Annotated in this window: 14 protein-coding genes; 7 read left to right on the forward strand and 7 right to left on the reverse strand. The window is 77.4% G+C overall.

The window, feature by feature from the left end:
- Positions 1-58 precede the first annotated feature (58 nt).
- On the reverse strand, positions 59-2,503 hold the full coding sequence (locus ACZ3J7_RS14035) for a SpoIIE family protein phosphatase (protein ID WP_465620270.1): 2,445 nt from the start codon (positions 2,501-2,503) through the stop codon (positions 59-61).
- A gap of 215 nt (positions 2,504-2,718) precedes the next feature.
- Between ACZ3J7_RS14035 and ACZ3J7_RS14040 the strand changes: the two genes are divergently transcribed.
- On the forward strand, positions 2,719-3,273 hold the full coding sequence (locus tag ACZ3J7_RS14040; protein WP_465620543.1) for a type 1 glutamine amidotransferase domain-containing protein: 555 nt from the start codon (positions 2,719-2,721) through the stop codon (positions 3,271-3,273).
- Positions 3,274-3,307: 34 nt separating this feature from the next.
- Here the strand turns inward: ACZ3J7_RS14040 and ACZ3J7_RS14045 are convergent, their stop codons facing one another.
- From ACZ3J7_RS14045 to ACZ3J7_RS14060, 4 genes are all read right to left on the reverse strand, one after another.
- A complete protein-coding gene (locus tag ACZ3J7_RS14045) occupies positions 3,308-3,544 on the reverse strand; it encodes a DUF6296 family protein (protein ID WP_465620272.1) in 237 nt (78 codons plus the stop codon).
- A gap of 125 nt (positions 3,545-3,669) precedes the next feature.
- Entirely contained in the window at positions 3,670-4,326 is a 657-nt protein-coding gene (locus tag ACZ3J7_RS14050) for an HAD-IIIA family hydrolase (RefSeq protein ID WP_465620274.1), read from the reverse strand.
- Positions 4,327-4,402: 76 nt separating this feature from the next.
- Positions 4,403-4,678, reverse strand: a complete 276-nt coding sequence (locus ACZ3J7_RS14055) for a hypothetical protein (protein ID WP_465620276.1) — start codon at positions 4,676-4,678, stop codon at positions 4,403-4,405.
- 365 nt (positions 4,679-5,043) lie between these two features.
- Positions 5,044-5,727, reverse strand: a complete 684-nt coding sequence (locus tag ACZ3J7_RS14060) for a hypothetical protein (protein WP_465620278.1) — start codon at positions 5,725-5,727, stop codon at positions 5,044-5,046.
- A gap of 155 nt (positions 5,728-5,882) precedes the next feature.
- On the opposite strand from ACZ3J7_RS14060, the gene ACZ3J7_RS14065 reads away from it, so the two are divergent.
- On the forward strand, positions 5,883-7,652 hold the full coding sequence (locus tag ACZ3J7_RS14065; protein ID WP_465620280.1) for a glycoside hydrolase family 15 protein: 1,770 nt from the start codon (positions 5,883-5,885) through the stop codon (positions 7,650-7,652).
- A 21-nt stretch (positions 7,653-7,673) separates the two neighbouring features.
- Here ACZ3J7_RS14065 and ACZ3J7_RS14070 read toward each other — a convergent pair whose 3' ends face one another.
- Both ACZ3J7_RS14070 and ACZ3J7_RS14075 read right to left on the reverse strand, forming a co-directional pair.
- Positions 7,674-8,000, reverse strand: coding sequence for a hypothetical protein (locus ACZ3J7_RS14070; RefSeq protein ID WP_465620282.1), 327 nt, complete (start codon positions 7,998-8,000; stop codon positions 7,674-7,676).
- A 76-nt stretch (positions 8,001-8,076) separates the two neighbouring features.
- Positions 8,077-8,436: a MerR family transcriptional regulator gene (locus ACZ3J7_RS14075; protein WP_465620545.1), complete on the reverse strand. Its 360-nt coding sequence runs from the start codon at positions 8,434-8,436 to the stop codon at positions 8,077-8,079.
- Between the two features lie 75 nt (positions 8,437-8,511).
- On the opposite strand from ACZ3J7_RS14075, the gene ACZ3J7_RS14080 reads away from it, so the two are divergent.
- From ACZ3J7_RS14080 to ACZ3J7_RS14100, 5 genes are all read left to right on the forward strand, one after another.
- Positions 8,512-9,738 (forward strand): MFS transporter, encoded by a 1,227-nt coding sequence (locus ACZ3J7_RS14080; RefSeq protein WP_465620284.1) that lies wholly within the window; start codon positions 8,512-8,514, stop codon positions 9,736-9,738.
- Between the two features lie 29 nt (positions 9,739-9,767).
- Positions 9,768-11,162, forward strand: coding sequence for an NtaA/DmoA family FMN-dependent monooxygenase (locus ACZ3J7_RS14085; protein WP_465620286.1), 1,395 nt, complete (start codon positions 9,768-9,770; stop codon positions 11,160-11,162).
- On the forward strand, positions 11,159-12,367 hold the full coding sequence (locus tag ACZ3J7_RS14090; protein ID WP_465620288.1) for an LLM class flavin-dependent oxidoreductase: 1,209 nt from the start codon (positions 11,159-11,161) through the stop codon (positions 12,365-12,367). Before ACZ3J7_RS14085 ends, ACZ3J7_RS14090 begins: the two co-directional genes overlap by 4 nt.
- 554 nt (positions 12,368-12,921) lie before the next feature.
- Positions 12,922-14,388 (forward strand): FAD-dependent monooxygenase, encoded by a 1,467-nt coding sequence (locus tag ACZ3J7_RS14095; RefSeq protein ID WP_465620290.1) that lies wholly within the window; start codon positions 12,922-12,924, stop codon positions 14,386-14,388.
- Positions 14,389-14,517: 129 nt separating this feature from the next.
- Positions 14,518-16,797 (forward strand): MFS transporter, encoded by a 2,280-nt coding sequence (locus ACZ3J7_RS14100; protein ID WP_465620291.1) that lies wholly within the window; start codon positions 14,518-14,520, stop codon positions 16,795-16,797.
- The last annotated feature ends 182 nt before the right edge of the window (positions 16,798-16,979 follow it).

A 16,979-nucleotide genomic window follows, 5' to 3' on the forward strand; every position in this document is an offset into this window, starting at 1 on the left:
CCCGGCCCCGCCCCACCCCCTGCCCGCTGCCGCCCACCCGGCCGATGCGACGGGACGCTCAGCCGGTGCGGCGGACCGCCAGCAGGCAGATGTCGTCGAACGGGTTGGGTGCGCCGAGGCGGCGCAGCAGGTGGTCGAGCAGCCCGTCCGGGTCGGGGGCGGCGCGGTAGTCGGCGCAGGCGCGGAGCAGGCGGGCGGTGCCGTCGTCCGCGCCGTCGTCGGTGCCCCGGCGTTCGGTGAGGCCGTCGGTGTAGAGCAGCAGGGTGTCGTCGGGGGCGAGGCGGAGTTCGGCGGTGGGGCGGCGGGCGCGGGGGGTGACGCCGAGGACGAGGCCGGGGGGCGGGTCGAGGGTGCGGGCGGTGCCGGCGTGCAGCAGGACGGGGGGCTGTTGGCCGGCCCGGGCCCAGGCGAGGTGTCCGGTGCGGGGGTCGAGGCGGGCGACGGTGACGGCGGCGATGTGGTCGGCGCGCTGGTGGCAGAGCATCCGGTCGAGTCGGTCGAGGAGTTCCCCGGGCGGGGCGCCGTCATAGGCCATTCCCCTCAGGGCGTAGCGTAGTTGGGACATCGCGGTGGCGGCGGGCAGGCCGTGTCCGGAGACGTCGCCGACGGCGAGCAGCAGGGTGCCGTCGGGCAGGTCGAGCAGTTCGTACCAGTCGCCGCCGACCTTGCGTTCGCGTTCGGCGGGCAGGTAGCGGGCGGCGCTGGCGAGGCCGGGGACGGGGCGGGCGGCGGGGCCGCGCATCAGGGCCTGTTGGAGGGCGCGGACGGCGCGCTGTTCGTCGCCGGTGCGGCGGCGCTGGTCGGCGAGGCGGTCGCGGGTGTCGCTGAGAGCCTGTTCGGCGCGCCGCCAGGGGGTGACGTCCTGGACGACGCCGCTGAGCGCGAGCAGGCGGCCGTCGGCGGCGACGGCGGCTTCGCCGAGGGCGCGCAGGCCGCGGTAGCCGTCGGGGGAGCGGACGGCGAAGTCGACGGTGACGGGGGTGCGCCCGTCCCGCAGCGCCTCGGCGGCGGCCCGGACGGCGGCCCGGTCGGCGGGGGCGATCTCGGCGAACGCGGCGCGCGGGTCGAGGCTGTCGGCGGCCGCGGTGCCGAAGAGCGGCGGGACGCCGTCCGAGCAGGTGATCCGGCGCTCGCCGGGGTGCCACTCCCAGGTGCCGACCCGGGCCAGGCGGGCGGTCTGGGCGAGTTGGGCGGTCCGCCGGTCGCGCTCGGAGTGGTCGCGCCAGGTGAGCAGCAGGCCGTCCTGGAGGGGGGTGGCGTGGACGGTCATGGCGCTGGCCCGGGGGCTGCCCGCGACGGTCTCGACGTACTGTTCGGCCTCGCCCCGGTACGGGGTGCCGGCGGCGGCGGCGGTGCGCAGGCGCTCGAACGTCCCGGAGGCGACCATGCCGGGGTACAGCTCGGTGAGCCGCCGTCCGCGCAGGTCGGCGGCGGAGCGTCCGGCCAGGTCGACGGTGGGCGCGTTGGCGTGCTCCACCCGCAGGTCGGTGACCCGGCCGTCGTCGTCGCGGACGGCGCGCAGCAGCAGCACCGGGTCGAGCAGGCCGTCCAGCACGGCGCGGAACCAGGGAGCGCCGGACGGGTCGGGCACGGTCTCCGGCGCTCCGGGCGGCGGGACGGGCGGGGGCAGGCGCAGCAGCGTGTCGGCGGCGAGGTCGGCGAGCGCGGCCAGGTGCGCCCGCACGGCGGGGGCGGGGCGGTAGCGGTCGGCCCAGCCGATCTTGAGGGCGCCGAGCAGTCGTCCGCCGGTCTGCAACGGGAGGGCGCAGACGGTGGTGCCGGGCACCAGGTCGTCGCCGGTCAGGTCGGGGTAGCGGGCGGCGAACTCGCCCCGGTCGGCGACCCACACCGGCCGGTCGGTGCGGACGGCCTCGGTGAGCGGCACCCGGGTGTGCGGCGGGATCCGCTGCCACTGGCTGAGCTGGTGCGCCGACACGCCGTGCGCGCCGACCAGTCGCAGCGCGCCGTCCGGTTCGCGGACGGCGAGGACGAGGGCCTGCGCGCCGAGCGGTTCGAGGGCGGCGCGGTGCAGGCGCTCGGCGGTCTCGTCGGGGTCGGTGGCGGTGGCGAGCGCGGCGGCGGCCAGGTGGAACCGGGACGCCAGCGCGGCCTCGTCCGCTCCGTTGCCGCCCGCCCGTCCGTCCGGGGCGGGCGAAGCGGGCGGGGGCGCGACGGGCAGCGGCTCGGCGCCGCCCTCGCCCTCGTCCTTCTCGTCCTCCCCCTGCTCCTGCCCCTGCTCCTGGGCCGCGGCTTCGCGGGCGGACGGGGGCGGGGCGGACGAGGCGATCAGGTCGGCGGCGAGCCGTGCCAGCTTGCGGTTCTCGTCCTGCGAGCGGCGCACCAGTTCGTCGAAGGCCCGTTCCGGCGAGCAGCCGAGCCGCTCCACCAGGACGCCCTTGGCCTGCTCGATCACCGCCCGGGTGCGCATCGCGGTGCGCAGCCCCTCCAGCTCGGTGCGCAGCCGGTCGACCGTGGCCTCCAGCGCGGGCCGTTCGCCGTCCACCGTGTCCACCTCCTTCGTCCGCCCCCACCCTATGTCGCCGGTCCGCCCGGTATGCACCGGTTTGCTCCGCCCCGCTCGCGGTGAGACGCGAGAGGACGCACGCACTCGTCCACCCGGGAACGGAGCCCGCCATGAACGACACCACCGACACCACCACCGAGACCGGCACCGACACCAGCACCGGTGCCGCCACCCGGCAGGCCGCGCTGGCCGGCCTGACCGTGGCCTTCCTGGCCGCACCCGAGGGCACCGAGCAGATCGAGCTGACCTCGCCGTGGCAGACCGTCCTCGACCAGGGCGGCACCCCGCGCCTGGTCTCCACCGAGCCGGGTGAGATCCGGGCGTTCCACCACCTCGACCGGGGTGACCCGTTCATGGTGGACGCGCTCGTGTCGGAGGTCTCGGCCGACGACTTCGACGCCCTGGTGCTGCCCGGCGGCGTCGCCAACCCGGATTTCCTGCGCACCGAGGCGAAGGCCGTGGAGTTCGTGGCCGGGTTCTTCCGGCTCGGCAAGCCCGTCGCGGTGATCTGTCACGGCCCGTGGACGCTGGTGGAGGCCGACGTGGTCCGGGACCGCACCCTGACCTCCTGGCCCAGCCTCCGCACCGACCTGCTCAACGCCGGCGCGCACTGGGTCGACCGCGAGGTGGTGGTCTGCACGAACGGCCCCAACACCCTGGTCTCCAGCCGCCGCCCGGACGACCTCCCGGCCTTCGACCGCGCCCTGACCACCGCCTTCGCCGCCTCCGCCGCCTCCTCCGCCTCCTGAGGCGGGCGGGACGGGCCTTCCCGCTCCCGGGTCCTCAGGCTTCGGCGAGCGGGTAGGCGTACCCGTACGGGTGGCCCAGGTCAGAGGGGTACGGCTCCAGGAAGCAGGCCACCGAGCCGTGCACGGTCACCCGCAGGCCGTCCGTGCCCAGGTAGACGACGAGTCCGTCGGAGGTGGTCTCGTCGGAGCGGTACACCACCACCATCGCCTGCGGGGCGTGCGCCCCCGGCCGTCCTGGGACGGCGATCCGGTAACCGTGCGGCCCGTCCATGACGCCACCTCGTCCTGCTCTTCCGCGAATCCGCCGCCCCCGCCGTCCCGCGCCTACCCCCCGGGCCCTCCCCCAACCCCGCGCCGCCGACCTGACGGGCGCCGCGCCGCCGCTCGGGGGCTCCCTCAGCGCAGCGCCCCGCCCGCCGCGAGCAGCCGCACCGCGCCCGTCAGGTCGGCGGCGCGGCGGCGACCGGCGGCGGCGATCTCGCCGGGGCGGGTGGCGGCGGTGGGGACGAGGAGGCCGTGGGCTCCGGCCTCGGCCGCGGCGACCAGGTCGGCGCCGGTGCCGCCGATGACGGCGGTGCGTTCCGGGAGAATCCGCAGGGCCCGGGTCGCGGCGCGGACCAGCCCGGGCGCGGGCCGGCGGCAGCCGCAGCGGTCGGCGGGGCCGTGCGGGCAGACGGCCCACACGTCGAAGGGGCCGAACAGTTCCTCGATCCGGTGGTGGACGGCTTCGATCCGACCCCGGGTGAGGACGCTCCGGGCGACTCCGGGCTGCTCGGTGAGCACGCCCAACCGCACGCCGAGCGCCCGCAGTTCGGCGACCGCCTCGCGGGCGCCGGGGCGGGGGTAGACCCGGCCGGGGTCCCCGTTGTACGCGATGGCCGCGATCAGCGCGGCGTCCCGTTCGAACAGCACCGCCGTCGTGCCGCCGTCACCGGCCGGCCGCCGTCGGCCGTCGGCGCGGACCGTCACCCAGGGCTCGGACGGCAGCGGCCCGCCACCCGTCCACTCGACGGTGGTGGGCAGCGGTTCCAGGTACTCCAGCGGGAACTTCATACCCAGCGGCTGGTCCGGACCCGCCCACTTCAAACCCCGCCCACCGTACGGTGGGGGCCGTTCCCTCCGGTCTGCCTCAGTCGGCGCCGCACGGGGCGCACGGGGCGGCCGTCCCGTCGCCCCGGAGCTGTCGGCGGCCGCACCGCGCGGCGTGTTCGATCCGTCGCCGGTCGAGGCCGCCGAGTTCGCGCAGCTCCTCCGGGGTGGGCTCGCGGCCGGTCAGCCGGAGCGCGGCGTAGATCTGTCCGAGCCACAACTCCCCCGGCGTACAAGTCTTCTCGCGTCGCCGCAGGACCACTCCGGCCGGGCCCTCGGCCCGGCCGGTCGGCTGCGGCGCCCTGGTGGCCGCCACGTCCTCAGTCCTCCCCCAGCACGGCGTACAGCTCCGCGTCCGCCGGAGCCGCCTCCGGCACGGGCGGCGGCGAGGGTTGCGCGGGCCGCGAGGGCCGCGACGGCGACTGCGCCGGGCCCGGCACGCGGGGCTCCGCGCGGTGGGGTGGACGCGCGGGTCGCGGCTGCGGCCGGCCCATGATGCCGACCGGTCCGGCGGGGATCGGAATCGAATGGCGAGGGGTGTCCATGGCGGCGCTTCCTTCCGCTCCCCCCGGTCAGGTCACCGCGCCTGCCCGGGCGCCCCCGCCGGAAACCTTCGCCCTCGAACCGCCCTTCGCCCGGCACGCCCCGGGGGCGTGCCGGGCGGCCGGCTCCGGGTCCCGTTCAGCTCCCGGTGCCGGTGTCGTCCTCCCGCACCCGCACCGCGGCCTCCTCCGCCGAGGCCCCCGCCCGGGAGTCGTCCCCGTCGTCGCCCCCGCCCTCCCAGACCTCCGGCCGTTCGGCCGCGAGCCGCTGGTCCAGCGATTCGCCGCGCGCCTGCTCGTCGCCCGTCACGCCGAACGACTCGGCGGCCACCGGCCGGTCCCCCGGCACGGGCGGGCGCTGCGGGTCGACGGCCCGGTCGGCGGCGGGGGTGCCGTCCGCCAGGTCGGGGAGGCCCTCGTCCTCCGGGTCCGCCGCCGGGTCGGCGGGGCGGGCCCGTTCGGGGTCGAGCGCGGCGGGGGCGTCCTCCACCGCGTCGGGGCGCACCGGGCGGGACGGCGAGTCGGGCGGGCCGGGCGGGTCCAACTCCCGCTTCACGCCGCCGACTTCGCTGCCGCCGCCGCTCTCCTCGTCCGGTTGGACGCCCGGCACCGGCCCTTCGGCGATCTCGGGCTGCTGCTCGTCGCTGCCCGCCACGTTGGCCGTGCCGCCCTTGCCGATCGGCGCGGGTCCGCGCTCGGGTCCGTCCTCGGGTCCGCGCTCCTCGCCGGCCGTCCCCGCCGGGTCCTCCTCCTCCCGCCAGCCGGTGTCCGCGGGGCCGATCGCCCCGCCCATGTCGTGCAGCGGACGTCCCTGCCGTCCCATCGTCGCGTCCTTCCGTTCCGCCGGGCCCCGGTCGGCCCGGCTCGTGCGACCGTGCGTGTGCCCGGCCCGCCGGGGGCGGAAACGGCCGGGCGTTTTCGCCCGGCCGGACCGGAAAGCCGCGTCCGGGAGAGCCGTTCGACTCCCGGAGGCCGCCCGTGTCCGTCGCGTCCCGTCCCTGCTCCCCGCCCGCCCCGCACGTGCTGCGCGACTACGCGCTGCTGGCCGACGGCCGGCGGGGCGCGCTGCTCGGCCCGGACGGGGTGCTGGGCTGGCTGTGCGCGCCGCGCTGGGACAGCGACGCGGTGCTGTCGGCGCTGGTCGGCGGCCCGGGCTGGTTCGGCCTGACGCCGACGGAGGCGTACGTGCCGGGCGGGCGGTACGAGGACGGCACGCTGGTGCACCGCAGCCGCTGGGTGACCCGGGGCGGGGTGGTCGAGTGCCGCGAGGCGCTGGCCCGTCCGGCGGACGCGCACCGCGCGGTGCTGCTGCGCCGGGTGCTGGCGGCGGACGGTCCGGCCGAGCTGGCGGTGGCCCTGCACCTGGCCGCCGGGTTCGGCACCGCCCGCGCCGGCGACCCGGTGCGGGACGAGGCGGGCCGCTGGACGCTGCGCACCGGCTCGCTGCACGCCCGGCTGTCCGGCCTGCCGGACGCCCGGCCGGGGCGCTGCGGCGGGCTGCACGCCGTGCTGCGGGTCGCGGCGGGCACCTCGCACGACCTGGTGCTGGAGCTCGCCGACCGCCCGTTCGACAGCGCCCCGCCGGATCCGGACCGGGCCTGGGCCGCGACCGAGGCGGCCTGGGCGGCGGACGTCCCGTCCCCGGGCGAGCTGGCGGGGCTGCCGGGCCACCGCGACGTCCGGCACGCGTACGCCGTGCTGTCCGGCCTGACCGGCCCGGACGGCGGCACCGTCGCCGCGGCCACCACCAGCCTGCCCGAACGCGCCGAGCAGGGCCGCAACTACGACTACCGGTACGTGTGGATCCGCGACCAGGCGTACGTCGGCCAGGCGGTGGCCGCCCGCGGCCCGCACCCGCTGCTGGCGGGCTCGGCCCGGTTCGTCACCGCCCGGCTGCTCGCCGACGGCCCGCGGCTGGCCCCCGCGTACACCGTCGACGGCGGGCCCGTCCCGGACCCGCGCCGGATCGGGCTCCCGGGCTACCCGGGCGGCTCCGACGTGGCCGGGAACCGGGTGAACCGGCAGTTCCAGCTCGACGTGTTCGGCGAGGCCCTGCTGCTGCTGGCCGCCGCCGCCCGGCACGACCAGCTGGACGCCGACGGGCGGCGCGCCGCCGAGGTCGCCGCCGACGCGATCGCCGCCCGGCACCGCGAACCCGACTGCGGCATCTGGGAGATCCACCCCGACCGCTGGACCCACAGCCGCCTCACCTGCGCCGCCGGCCTGCGCGCCGCCGCCGACGCCCTGCGCCGCCCGGACTGGCTGCCGCTCGCCGAACGGCTCACCGCCACCGCCCTCACCGAGGGCCTCCACCCCAGCGGCCGCTGGCAGCGCTCCCCCACCGACCCGGCGGTCGACGCCGCCCTGCTGCTGCCCGCCCTGCGCGGCGCCGTCCCGCCCCGCGCCCGCCCCAGCCGGGCCACCCTGGCCGCCGTCCTCACCGACCTCGCCGAGGACCACCACTGCTACCGCTTCCGCCACGCCCCCGGCCCCCTGGCCGAAGCCGAGGGCGCCTTCCTGCTCTGCGGCTTCCTGGTCTCCCTCACCCTCCTCCGCCAGGGCGACCTCCCCGAGGCCGTCCGCTGGTACGAGCACAACCGCGCCGCCTACGGGCCGCCCCGCCTCTACGCCGAGGAGTACGACACCGCCCAGCACCAACTGCGCGGCAACCTCCCGCAGGCCTTCGTCCACGCCCTCCTCCTGGAGACCGCCGTCCACCTCGCCCCGGCCCTGCGCGCGGCGGGCTGACGCGGGCGTCACCGGGCGGCGTCACGGGCCGGGCGGCGGGTCCGCGTCGTCCAGTGCGCGCAGGCTGTCCTCCCAGCGGCGGCGGCGCTCCGGGAGGGCCTGCTCCCACCAGGGCGTGCCCCGCTCGCCCAGGCCGACCTTGGCGAGCTGCACCCGGGCCCGGGCGGCCCGCTCCGCGCCTTGGTCGTCGCCGGTCCGGGCGAGCGCGCGGCGGGCCGCCATCAGGTGCCGGGTGAGCCGTTCCCGGGCGTCGTCCGGCAGTTCCGGATCGGTCGCCCGCCAGCGCCGGCCGCCGATCACGACGTAGCGGCCGTCGGGGGTGTGCTCGACCTGCTGCTCCCGCGTCATCCCCCCATGCTCTCCCGGCGGACGGCCGGGCGCCCGCGGGCCCGCCCCGACGGGCGCCTCCGGCGCGCCGGTCCCCCTACCGGTTGGAGACGACCTCCAGGTACTCCGTCATCGCGTCCCGGTTCCGCACCAGGCAGTCGATCCGCTCCGTCATCCGGTCCCGCTCCTCCGTCAGCGTCGCGATCATCTCCGGCGTGGCGTCCGAGAAGTGGATGGTGCGGGGCTTGTCGAGGCAGGGCAGGATCTGTTTGATGATCCTGGTGGGCAGTCCGGCGTCGAGCAGGCCGCGGATCTGCAGGACGCGGTCGGCCAGGCGTTCGTCGTACTCGCGGTAGCCGTTCGCGGCGCGGGTGGAGACGATCAACTGCTGTTCCTCGTAGTAGCGGAGCAGCCGCCGGGAGGTGTTGGTGCGCTCCGACAGCTGCCCGATGCGCAGGTGTCCCACTGTGACCCGCCTCACGTCAAGTCGCGTTGACCCTCACATAAGTGTGAGGGTTTCACGATAACCGCCATGAGTACGCGTTCACCAGTACACGATCCCTCAGGAACCGTCCCCCGGCAGCGGGTTGGCCGCCGCGAGCTGCCGCTGTCGGCGCTGCTGGCACTGGCCACGGCGGTGTTCGTGACCAGTCTGACCGAGACGCTGCCCGCCGGGGTGCTGCCCGCGATGGGCGCCGGGCTGGGGGTGGGCGAGTCGGCGGCGGGGCAGGCGGTGACGGTCTACGCGGTCGGGACGGCGCTGACCGCGATCCCGTTGACCGCCGCCACCGCGGCGTGGCGCCGCAAGCGGCTGCTGCTGACCGCGATGGCCGCCTTCGCCGTCGCGAACACCGTCACCGCGCTGTCCTCGTCCTATCCGCTGACCCTCGCCGCGCGTTTCCTCGCGGGGGTCGCGGCGGGCCTGGCCTGGGCGCTGCTGGCGGGGTACGCGCGCCGGTTGACGCCGGCGCACCTGCAGGGGCGGGCGCTCGCGATCGTGATGACGGGCATCCCGGTGGCGCTCTCGCTGGGGGTGCCGGCGGGGACGTTCCTGGCGGGGGCGACGGACTGGCGGACGTCGTTCCTGGCGATGACCGCGGTCGCGCTCGCCGTGATCGGCTGGATCGCGCTGGCCGTCCCGGACCGGCCGGGGCAGGACGGCCGGCCGGGCGGGCGGCGGGAGCGGGTGCTGGGCGCGCTGGCGGTGCCGGGGGTGGTGCCGGTGCTGTTCGTGACGTCGGTGTTCGTGCTGGCGCACACCGTGCTGTACGCGTACGTGGCGAGCTACCTGGACCACCTGGGCCTGGGCGGTTCGACCGATCTGGTGCTGCTGGTGTTCGGCGCGGCCTCGCTGCTGAGCATCTGGGTGACGGGCGCCCTGATCCACGGCCGGCTGCGCGCGCTGACGGTGGCGGGCGCCGCGCTGGTGGCCGCGGCGGCGGCCGGGCTGGGCCTGCTGTCGGGGGCGCACCCGCTGGTGTACGTCGCGGCGGCGCTGTGGGGCCTGGGCTGGGGCGGGGTGCCGACCCTGCTGCAGACGGCGGGCGGTGACGCCGGCGGCGACCGGGCGGACGCGGTGCAGGCGATGCTGGTGACGCTCTGGAACGTGGCGATGGCCGGCGGCGGCGTCCTGGGCGGGCTGCTGCTGGACACGGCGGGCGCCGGGTCGCTGCCCTGGAGCGTGCTGGCCCTGCTGGTGCCGGTGCTGGCCGTGGTGATCGGCGCCCGGCGGCACGGGTTTCCCGCCCGCGAGTCCTGAACTCCCTTCCAATCCAAGGAGGTTGAACCATGTCCAGCCGTCCCGGACCCCGCCCCCCGAAGCGGGTCCACCTCGCCGCGCAGCTCCCCGCCGTGCAGCACACCACCGTCTGGTCGGACCCGAGGTCCGGCAGCCAGATCGCGTTCGACTCCTTCGAGCGCCTCGCGCGGACCGCCGAGCGCGGCAAGTTCGACTTCTTCTTCCTCTCCGAGGGCCTGCGGCTGCGCGAACACAAGGGCCGCCTGCACGACCTGGACGTGGTGGGCCGCCCCGAGTCGCTGACCGTGCTGAGCGCGCTGTCCGCCGTCACCTCCCGGATCGGCCTGGCCGCGACGGTCAACTCGACCTTCAACGAGCCGTACGAGGTGGCGCGGCGGCTGGCCACCCTGGACCACCTGAGCGGGGGGCGCGCCGCCTGGAACGTGGTGACCAGCTGGGACGCGTTCACCGGCGAGAACTTCCGGCGCGGCGGCTTCCTGGCCGAGGCGGACCGCTACACCCGGGCCGCCGAGTTCCTGCACGCCGCGCGCACCCTCTGGGACAGCTGGCGCCCCGACGACGTCCGCGCCGACGCCGGGGAGGGGACGTTCGTCCGCGCCGGGGCCGGGCGGTTCTCGTTCCGGGGACGGCACTTCGACATCTCCGGCCGGTTCGCCACGCCGCGCCCGCCGCAGGGGCACCCGGTGGTGATCCAGGCGGGCGACTCCCCGCAGGGCCGCGAGTTCGCCGCCGCCGACGCGGACGTGATCTTCAGCCGGCACGGCGACCCGGCCGCCGGCCGGGCCTTCTACCGGGACGTGAAGGGCCGCCTGGCCAAGTACGGCCGCGCACCGGGGGAGTTGAAGATCATCCCGTCGGTCACCTACGCGCTGGGCGACACCCCGGCCGAGGCCGCCGAGCACGCCGACGAGATCGCCCGCGCCCAGGTCGGGCCGCAGACCGCGCTGATGCTGCTGGAGGCGCTCTGGGGGCGCGACCTGTCGGGCTACGACCCGGACGGGCCGCTGCCGGACGTCGAACCGCTGCCGGACGCCGTCGTCACCCGGGGGCACACCCAGTTCCGGGCCGGCCGGGCCGCGACGGTCCGCCGCTGGCGGGAGGTGGCCGAGGCGCGCGGACTGAGCATCCGCGACCTGGCGGTCGAGTTCGCCGGCCGGCCCGACTTCGTCGGCACGCCGCGCCAGGTCGCGGACGCCATCAACGAGTCCGTGCAGAGCGACGCCGCCGACGGGTTCATCTTCGTCCCGCACCTGACCCCGGGCGGGCTGGACGACCTGGTGGACCGGGTGGTGCCGCTGCTCCAGGAGATGGGCGTGCACCGCGCCGACTACACCGGCACCACCCTCCGCGACCACCTCGGCCTGAACGCCCCGCGGGCGCCCCGCGGTTCACACACCCCGTCCCTCCCGGAGGAGACCCCGTGACCCACCTGCACCTGGCGGTCGCCCTGGACGGCGCCGGCTGGCACCCCGCCGCCTGGCGGGAGCCGGACGCCCGACCGGAGGACCTGTTCACCGCCCGCCACTGGGCCGGGCTGGTCCGCGAGGCCGAACGCGGCCTGCTCGACTTCGTCACCTTCGAGGACGCGCTCGGCCCGCAGTCCGCCGCCTTCCACCGGCCCGACGCCCGCACCGACCAGGTCCGCGGCCGCCTGGACGCCGTCCTGCTGGCGGCCGCGCTCGCCCCGCTGACCTCGCACATCGGCCTGGTCCCGACCACCAACGTCACCCACACCGAGCCGTTCCACCTGGCCACCGGCATCGCCTCGCTCGACCACGCGAGCCTGGGCCGGGCCGGCTGGCGCCCGCAGATCACCTCCCGCGCCGCCGACGCCGCGCACTTCGGCCGGCGCACCACCCCGCAGCTGACCGACGCCGACGTCCTCGACCCGGAGCTGATCGCGGCCCGGCTGCGCGGGCTCTTCGACGAGGCCCACGAGGTGGTCGAGGCCGTCCGCCGGCTCTGGGACAGCTGGGAGGACGACGCGGAGATCCGGGACGCCGCGACCGGCCGCTTCATCGACCGCGACCGGCTGCACCACGTCGACTTCGCGGGCGCGCACTTCGCCGTCCGCGGCCCGTCCATCACCCCCCGCCCGCCGCAGGGCCAGCCCCTGGTGACCGTCCTCGCCCACGCCGGCACCCCGTACGAACTCGCCGCGGCCGGCGCCGACCTGGTCTACCTGACCCCGCACTCGCGCGCCGACACCACCGCCCGCCTCGACGCCCTCGCCGCGGCCGGCGCCGCCCACCCCCGGCCGCTGCTCCGGCCGCTGAAGGTCTTCGCCGACCTGGTGGTCTTCCTGGACGACCGCCCGGGGCGGGCCGCCGCCCGCAAGCGCCGCCTGGACGACTGGGACGGCGCCGCGTACGCCTCCGACGCGGAGGTGTTCACCGGCACCCCGGGCGAACTCGCCGACCTGCTGCTGGACTGGCGCGAAGCCGGCCTGGACGGCTACCGCCTGCGCCCCGGCGCCCTCCCGCACGACCTCACCGCGATCACCACCGCCCTCGTCCCCGAACTCCGCCGCCGGGGCGCCTTCCGCACCGCCTACGCCTCGGACACCCTGCGCGGGCTGCTCCACCTCCCCCGCCCGGCCAACCGCTACGCGGCCGCCGACCGCGCCTGAACGGCCCCCGGCGGACGCTCCGCACGCCGGGGGCGTCGACCACCCCCACCCACTGGCGCTCCGACGGGCCCTCGGGCGTCCGATGGGGGGTGCCAGCCCACCTCCATCGGCTCGGCCCCGGCCCGGGCCGGGGGGTGACATTGACCCGGGCCCCGGCCTGGGCGGTGCCCTCCCGATGACGGCGGTCATCGGGAGGGCGCCGAGCGCGCCCGCGACGGTGTCGCCGAAGCCGACGGTCGACACCGGCAGGCGCGGCGGCCGGACGGCGTTCGAGGGTGTGGCGGGTCCTCGGGCCGGGAGCGGCGGGGGCTTCCGCGGTGTTCTCGGGACGGCGGGGGCACGGGCCGCTGCGGTGGTCCGGCCGCGGCGCGGTGCGGTCCCGCCCCCGGCCTGCTCCTTCTCCCGCCACTTCCAAGGTATCGCGCGCGGGGGGCCTTGCCGCAAGGGCCGGTGGGTGCCCCAGAATGTCCGCTCGGAACGGTGAACGGGTGGGTAGTGGAGCATTCGTCCACAAGCTCACGGAAAATCACTTGTCGGGCGTTTTCGGAGGGTTGATGATCGACGTGCTGGTGGTCGGCGGCGGGCCGACCGGGTTGATGCTGGCGTGCGAGTTGCGGCTGCACGGGGTGGAGGTGGTGGTCCTGGAGCGCCTGGCGGCGCCGACCGGGGAGTCCCGGGGGCAGGGGCTGCACGCGCGCAGCGTGGAGGTGATGGACCAGCGCGGGCTGCTGGAGCGGTTCCGGGCGGTGAGTGAGGAGTTCCGGGTCGGCGGGCTGTTCGCGGGCGAGGCGCGGGAGTGGCCGGAGGGGATGGACACGGCGCACCCGTACGGGCTGGCGACGCCGCAGCCGGTGACGGAGCGGCTGCTGTGGGAGCGGGCGGAGGAGCTGGGCGCGGACCTGCGGCGCGGCCGCGAGGTGGTGGACCTGGTCCAGGACGAGGAGGGGGTGGAGGTACGGCTGGCGGACGGGGCGCGGCTGCGGGCGCGCTGGCTGGTGGGGTGCGACGGCGGGCGCAGCACGGTGCGCCGGCTGGCGGGTGTGGCGTTCCCGGGCGAGCCGGCGACGGTGCAGACGCTGCTGGGGCAGTTGGAGGCGACGGAGGCTCCGGAGCGGATCGCCGAGGTGGTGGCGGAGGTCCGGCGGACGCAGCTGCGGTTCGGGCTGCACCACGAGGGCGGCGGGGTGTACCGGGCGATCGTGCCGGCGGAGGGCGTGTCGGAGGACCGGGCGGCGCCGACGCTGGAGGAGTTCCGGGCCCGGCTGCGGGCGGTGGCGGGCACGGACTTCGGGGTGCACTCGCCGCGCTGGCTGTCCCGCTTCGGGGACGCGACGCGCCAGGCGGAGCACTACCGGGCGGGCCGGGTCCTGCTGGCGGGCGACGCGGCGCACGTCCACCCGCCGACCGGCGGCCAGGGCCTGAACCTGGGTGTGCAGGACGCGTTCAACCTGGGCTGGAAGCTGGCCGCCGAGGTGGCGGGCTGGGCCCCGCCGGGGCTGTTGGACTCGTACCACGCGGAGCGGCACCCGGTGGGCGCGGCGGTGATCGCGCACACCCGGGCGCAGATGACGCTGCTGGGCACCGAGCCGGGCCCGGTGGCGCTGCGCGGGGTGTTCGCCCGGCTGATGGACCTCCCGGAGGTCAATCGGTACATCACGGGCGTGATCTCGGGGGTGGACGTCCGGTACGACTTCGGCCCGGGTCCGGCCCTGCTGGGGCGCCGGCTGCGGGACGTCCGGCTGGTCGACGACCCGGCGGCGGGGCGGCTGTACGAGCGGACGCGGGCGGGGCGGGGCGTGCTGCTGGACCGGTCGGGGCTGCTGTCGGCCGGGGCGGCGGGCTGGGCGGATCGGGTGGACGTGCTGGTGGACGGCTGCCCGGAGCTGGCGGCGTCGGCGGTGCTGCTGCGCCCGGACGGGCACGTGGCGTGGGTCGGCGCGGAGCCGGGGGCCCGGGAGGGGCTGCCGGAGGCGTTGGCGCGCTGGTTCGGTGCGGCGGCAGCGGCGGCGCCGGCCGGATGACGCGGCGGTCGCTGTGCGCCCCGGCGCCCTCGCGCCGGAGTTTTGTCCGTTCTGTTCATGTTCGGTCGATTCGACCTGGCAGAGTGGGGTGGTCCTTCCCGCACCCCGCCGAGCAGATCGAGGTTCCCGATGGCCGCGAGCCCCACGGCCTCCCCCGCCCCCGCCCCCTCCCCCGGGCCCGTGCCGGTGAGCGGCCCGTCCGTACTGGGGCGGGTGGGGGCGGGGCGGTCGGTCGGGGTGCTGCTGGCGGCGGCCGCGGTGTTCTACGTGGTGTCGCCGGTGCTGCAGGGCGCGGCGCTGCCGGCGGTGCGGGTCCGGTTCGGGCTGAGCGCCCAGCAGGTGGTGGGGATGAAGGTGGGCGGCGGCGCGCTGATGGTGCTGTCGCTGTTCGCGGCGGGCCGGGCGGGCGACGTGTGGGGGCGGCGCCGGGTGCTGGCCTGGTCGCTGGGGGTGCTGGCGGCGGGGCTGCTGGTCGAGACGGTGGCGTTCTCGGACTGGTCGTACCTGCTGGGGCGGACGGTGGTGATCGTCGGGGTGTCGGCGACCTTCGCGGGCTGCCTGGCCTCGGTGGCGGCGCTGAACGCGCCGGGCCGGATGCCGCAGGCGCTGGGCGGCTGGCTGGCGGTGATGTCGGCGGCGTTCTTCGTCGCGGCGAACCTGATCCCGCGCGCCCCGTCGATGCCGGGCCTGCGGGTGAGCGCGGGCCTGGGCGCGGTGCTGGCGGTGGTGCTGCTGCTGGTGGCGCGGCGGCGGCTGCCGGAGGCGGGTGATCCGCCCGCGGCACTGGACCGGGCGTTCCTGGGCGCGCTGGCGCTGGCGCTGGCCTCGGCGGTGACGGCGCTGCAGGTCGGCCCGGTGTGGGGCTGGGCGGATCCGCGGACGGTGGCGCTGCTGGCGCTTTTGCCGGTCGCGGCGGCGGTGACGGGCCGGCGCTGGCGGCGCCACCGGTTCACGGTGCCGCCGCGGATCACGTCGATGGCGCTGGCCACCGGCGTGGCGGTGGGCTTCACGCAGGTCGCGCTGCTGCTGGCGCTGCCGGTGCTGACGGCCGGGTCGGGCATCGGGGTGCCGCCGACGGCGCTGATGGTCTCGGCGTACGGGGCGGGCGGGGTGGCGGGCTGCCTGCTGGTGCGGGGGCGGCGGATCTCGCCGGTGACGGGCTGCTCGCTGGGGCTGCCGCTGGCGGTGATCGGGTTGGCGCTGTGCCACGTGCTGCCGACCGGCCCGGCCACCGGGATGGCGCTGGGCACGCTGGCGGCGGTGCTGACGGGCCTGGGCGTGATGATGGCGCAGGTGCCGCAGATGGCGTGGTTCCTGTCGGCACTGCCGCGCGGCCGGCTGGGGACGGCGGCGGCCTTCCACCCGGTGTCGGTGCTGCTGGGGACGGCGGCGGCGCAGGCGCTGCCGGCGACCTCGGCGGTGAGCCTGGGGGCGAGCGGGCGGCAGGCGGAGGGCGTGCTGTGGGTGGCGGCGGCGGTGGTCGCGGTGGGGGCACTGATCGCGGGGCTGCCGGTGGTGGTGCTGGGCGTGGTGGCGGCGGCGGGCGGCGAGTGGCTGCTGGTGCGGGCGCTGGCGGGGGCGGAGCTGGCGCAGCGCCCGCTGGCGCAGGGCGCGGCGCTGGCGGCGGGGATGGTGACGGGGCTGGCGGTGTGGGGGCGGCGGCAGCGGAGCGAGCGGCTGGCGGCGAGCCGGGCCAGTGCGGCGGCGCTGCAGGAGGCGGTGCTGCACCCCGTCCCGGAGCGGCTGGGCGGTCTGCGGTTGGCGTCCCGGTACCAGCCGGCCACGGCGGGGACGGGCGTCGGCGGGGACTTCCTGGACGCGGTGCGGACCCCGCACGGGACGCGGGTGCTGATCGGGGACGTCCGGGGCAAGGGCCTGCAGGCGGTGCAGACGGTGACCGACCTGCTGGGCTGCTTCCGCTCGCAGGCGCACGAGACGGCCGACCTGGGCGAGCTGGCCGCCCGGCTGGACCGGCACACGGCGCGCAGCGCGGCGGCGCGCGGCGACGAGGAGTTGTTCGCGACGGCGCTGCTGCTGCAGCACCGGCCGGGCGACGACCACGTGGAGGTGGTGAACTGCGGCCACCTGGCGCCGTTGGCGCTGGGCCCGGCGGGGGTGCGCGAGGCGGCGGCGCCGGCCCTGCTGCCGCTGGGCTTCGGCGCGCTGGGCGGGGACGTCCCGGTGCCCCGGCGGGTGCCGCTGCCCGCCGGGGAGGCGCTGCTGCTGTACACGGACGGGCTGACCGAGGCCCGCAACGCGTCCCGCGAGTTCTACCCGGCGGTGGAGCGGCTGACCGCGTTCGGCCGGCGCGACCCGGCGGCCCTGCTGTCCTTCCTGGAGCGGGACGTGCGCGACTGGAGCCACCACCTGGCCGACGACATCGCCCTGGTCGCGCTCACCCCGGAGTGACGCCCGGGCAACCCGGCGGTGCCCCGCCCGTCCGGCGCCGCCGCCAACTGGCTTCTTCCGCAGGGAACTTGTCCCGGCCCTTCACTCCGTGGAGTGAACTGATCACCAAACGTCAGCGAACCCGGTAAGCGGACCGGCCCGGGCCACTCCCCTCCTTCGAACCCGCCGGGAGGACCGGCCGG

The organism is Kitasatospora sp. NPDC015121 (assembly GCF_055562955.1).

Coding starts and splice junctions, on each gene's coding strand:
- ACZ3J7_RS14095 (WP_465620290.1), top strand. CDS start 12,922: ATGATCGACGTGCTGGTGGTCGGCGGCGGGCCGACCGGGTTGATGCTG.
- ACZ3J7_RS14085 (WP_465620286.1), top strand. CDS start 9,768: ATGTCCAGCCGTCCCGGACCCCGCCCCCCGAAGCGGGTCCACCTCGCC.
- ACZ3J7_RS14060 (WP_465620278.1), bottom strand. CDS start 5,727: ATGGGACGGCAGGGACGTCCGCTGCACGACATGGGCGGGGCGATCGGC.
- ACZ3J7_RS14100 (WP_465620291.1), top strand. CDS start 14,518: ATGGCCGCGAGCCCCACGGCCTCCCCCGCCCCCGCCCCCTCCCCCGGG.
- ACZ3J7_RS14080 (WP_465620284.1), top strand. CDS start 8,512: ATGAGTACGCGTTCACCAGTACACGATCCCTCAGGAACCGTCCCCCGG.
- ACZ3J7_RS14070 (WP_465620282.1), bottom strand. CDS start 8,000: ATGACGCGGGAGCAGCAGGTCGAGCACACCCCCGACGGCCGCTACGTC.
- ACZ3J7_RS14050 (WP_465620274.1), bottom strand. CDS start 4,326: ATGAAGTTCCCGCTGGAGTACCTGGAACCGCTGCCCACCACCGTCGAG.
- ACZ3J7_RS14045 (WP_465620272.1), bottom strand. CDS start 3,544: ATGGACGGGCCGCACGGTTACCGGATCGCCGTCCCAGGACGGCCGGGG.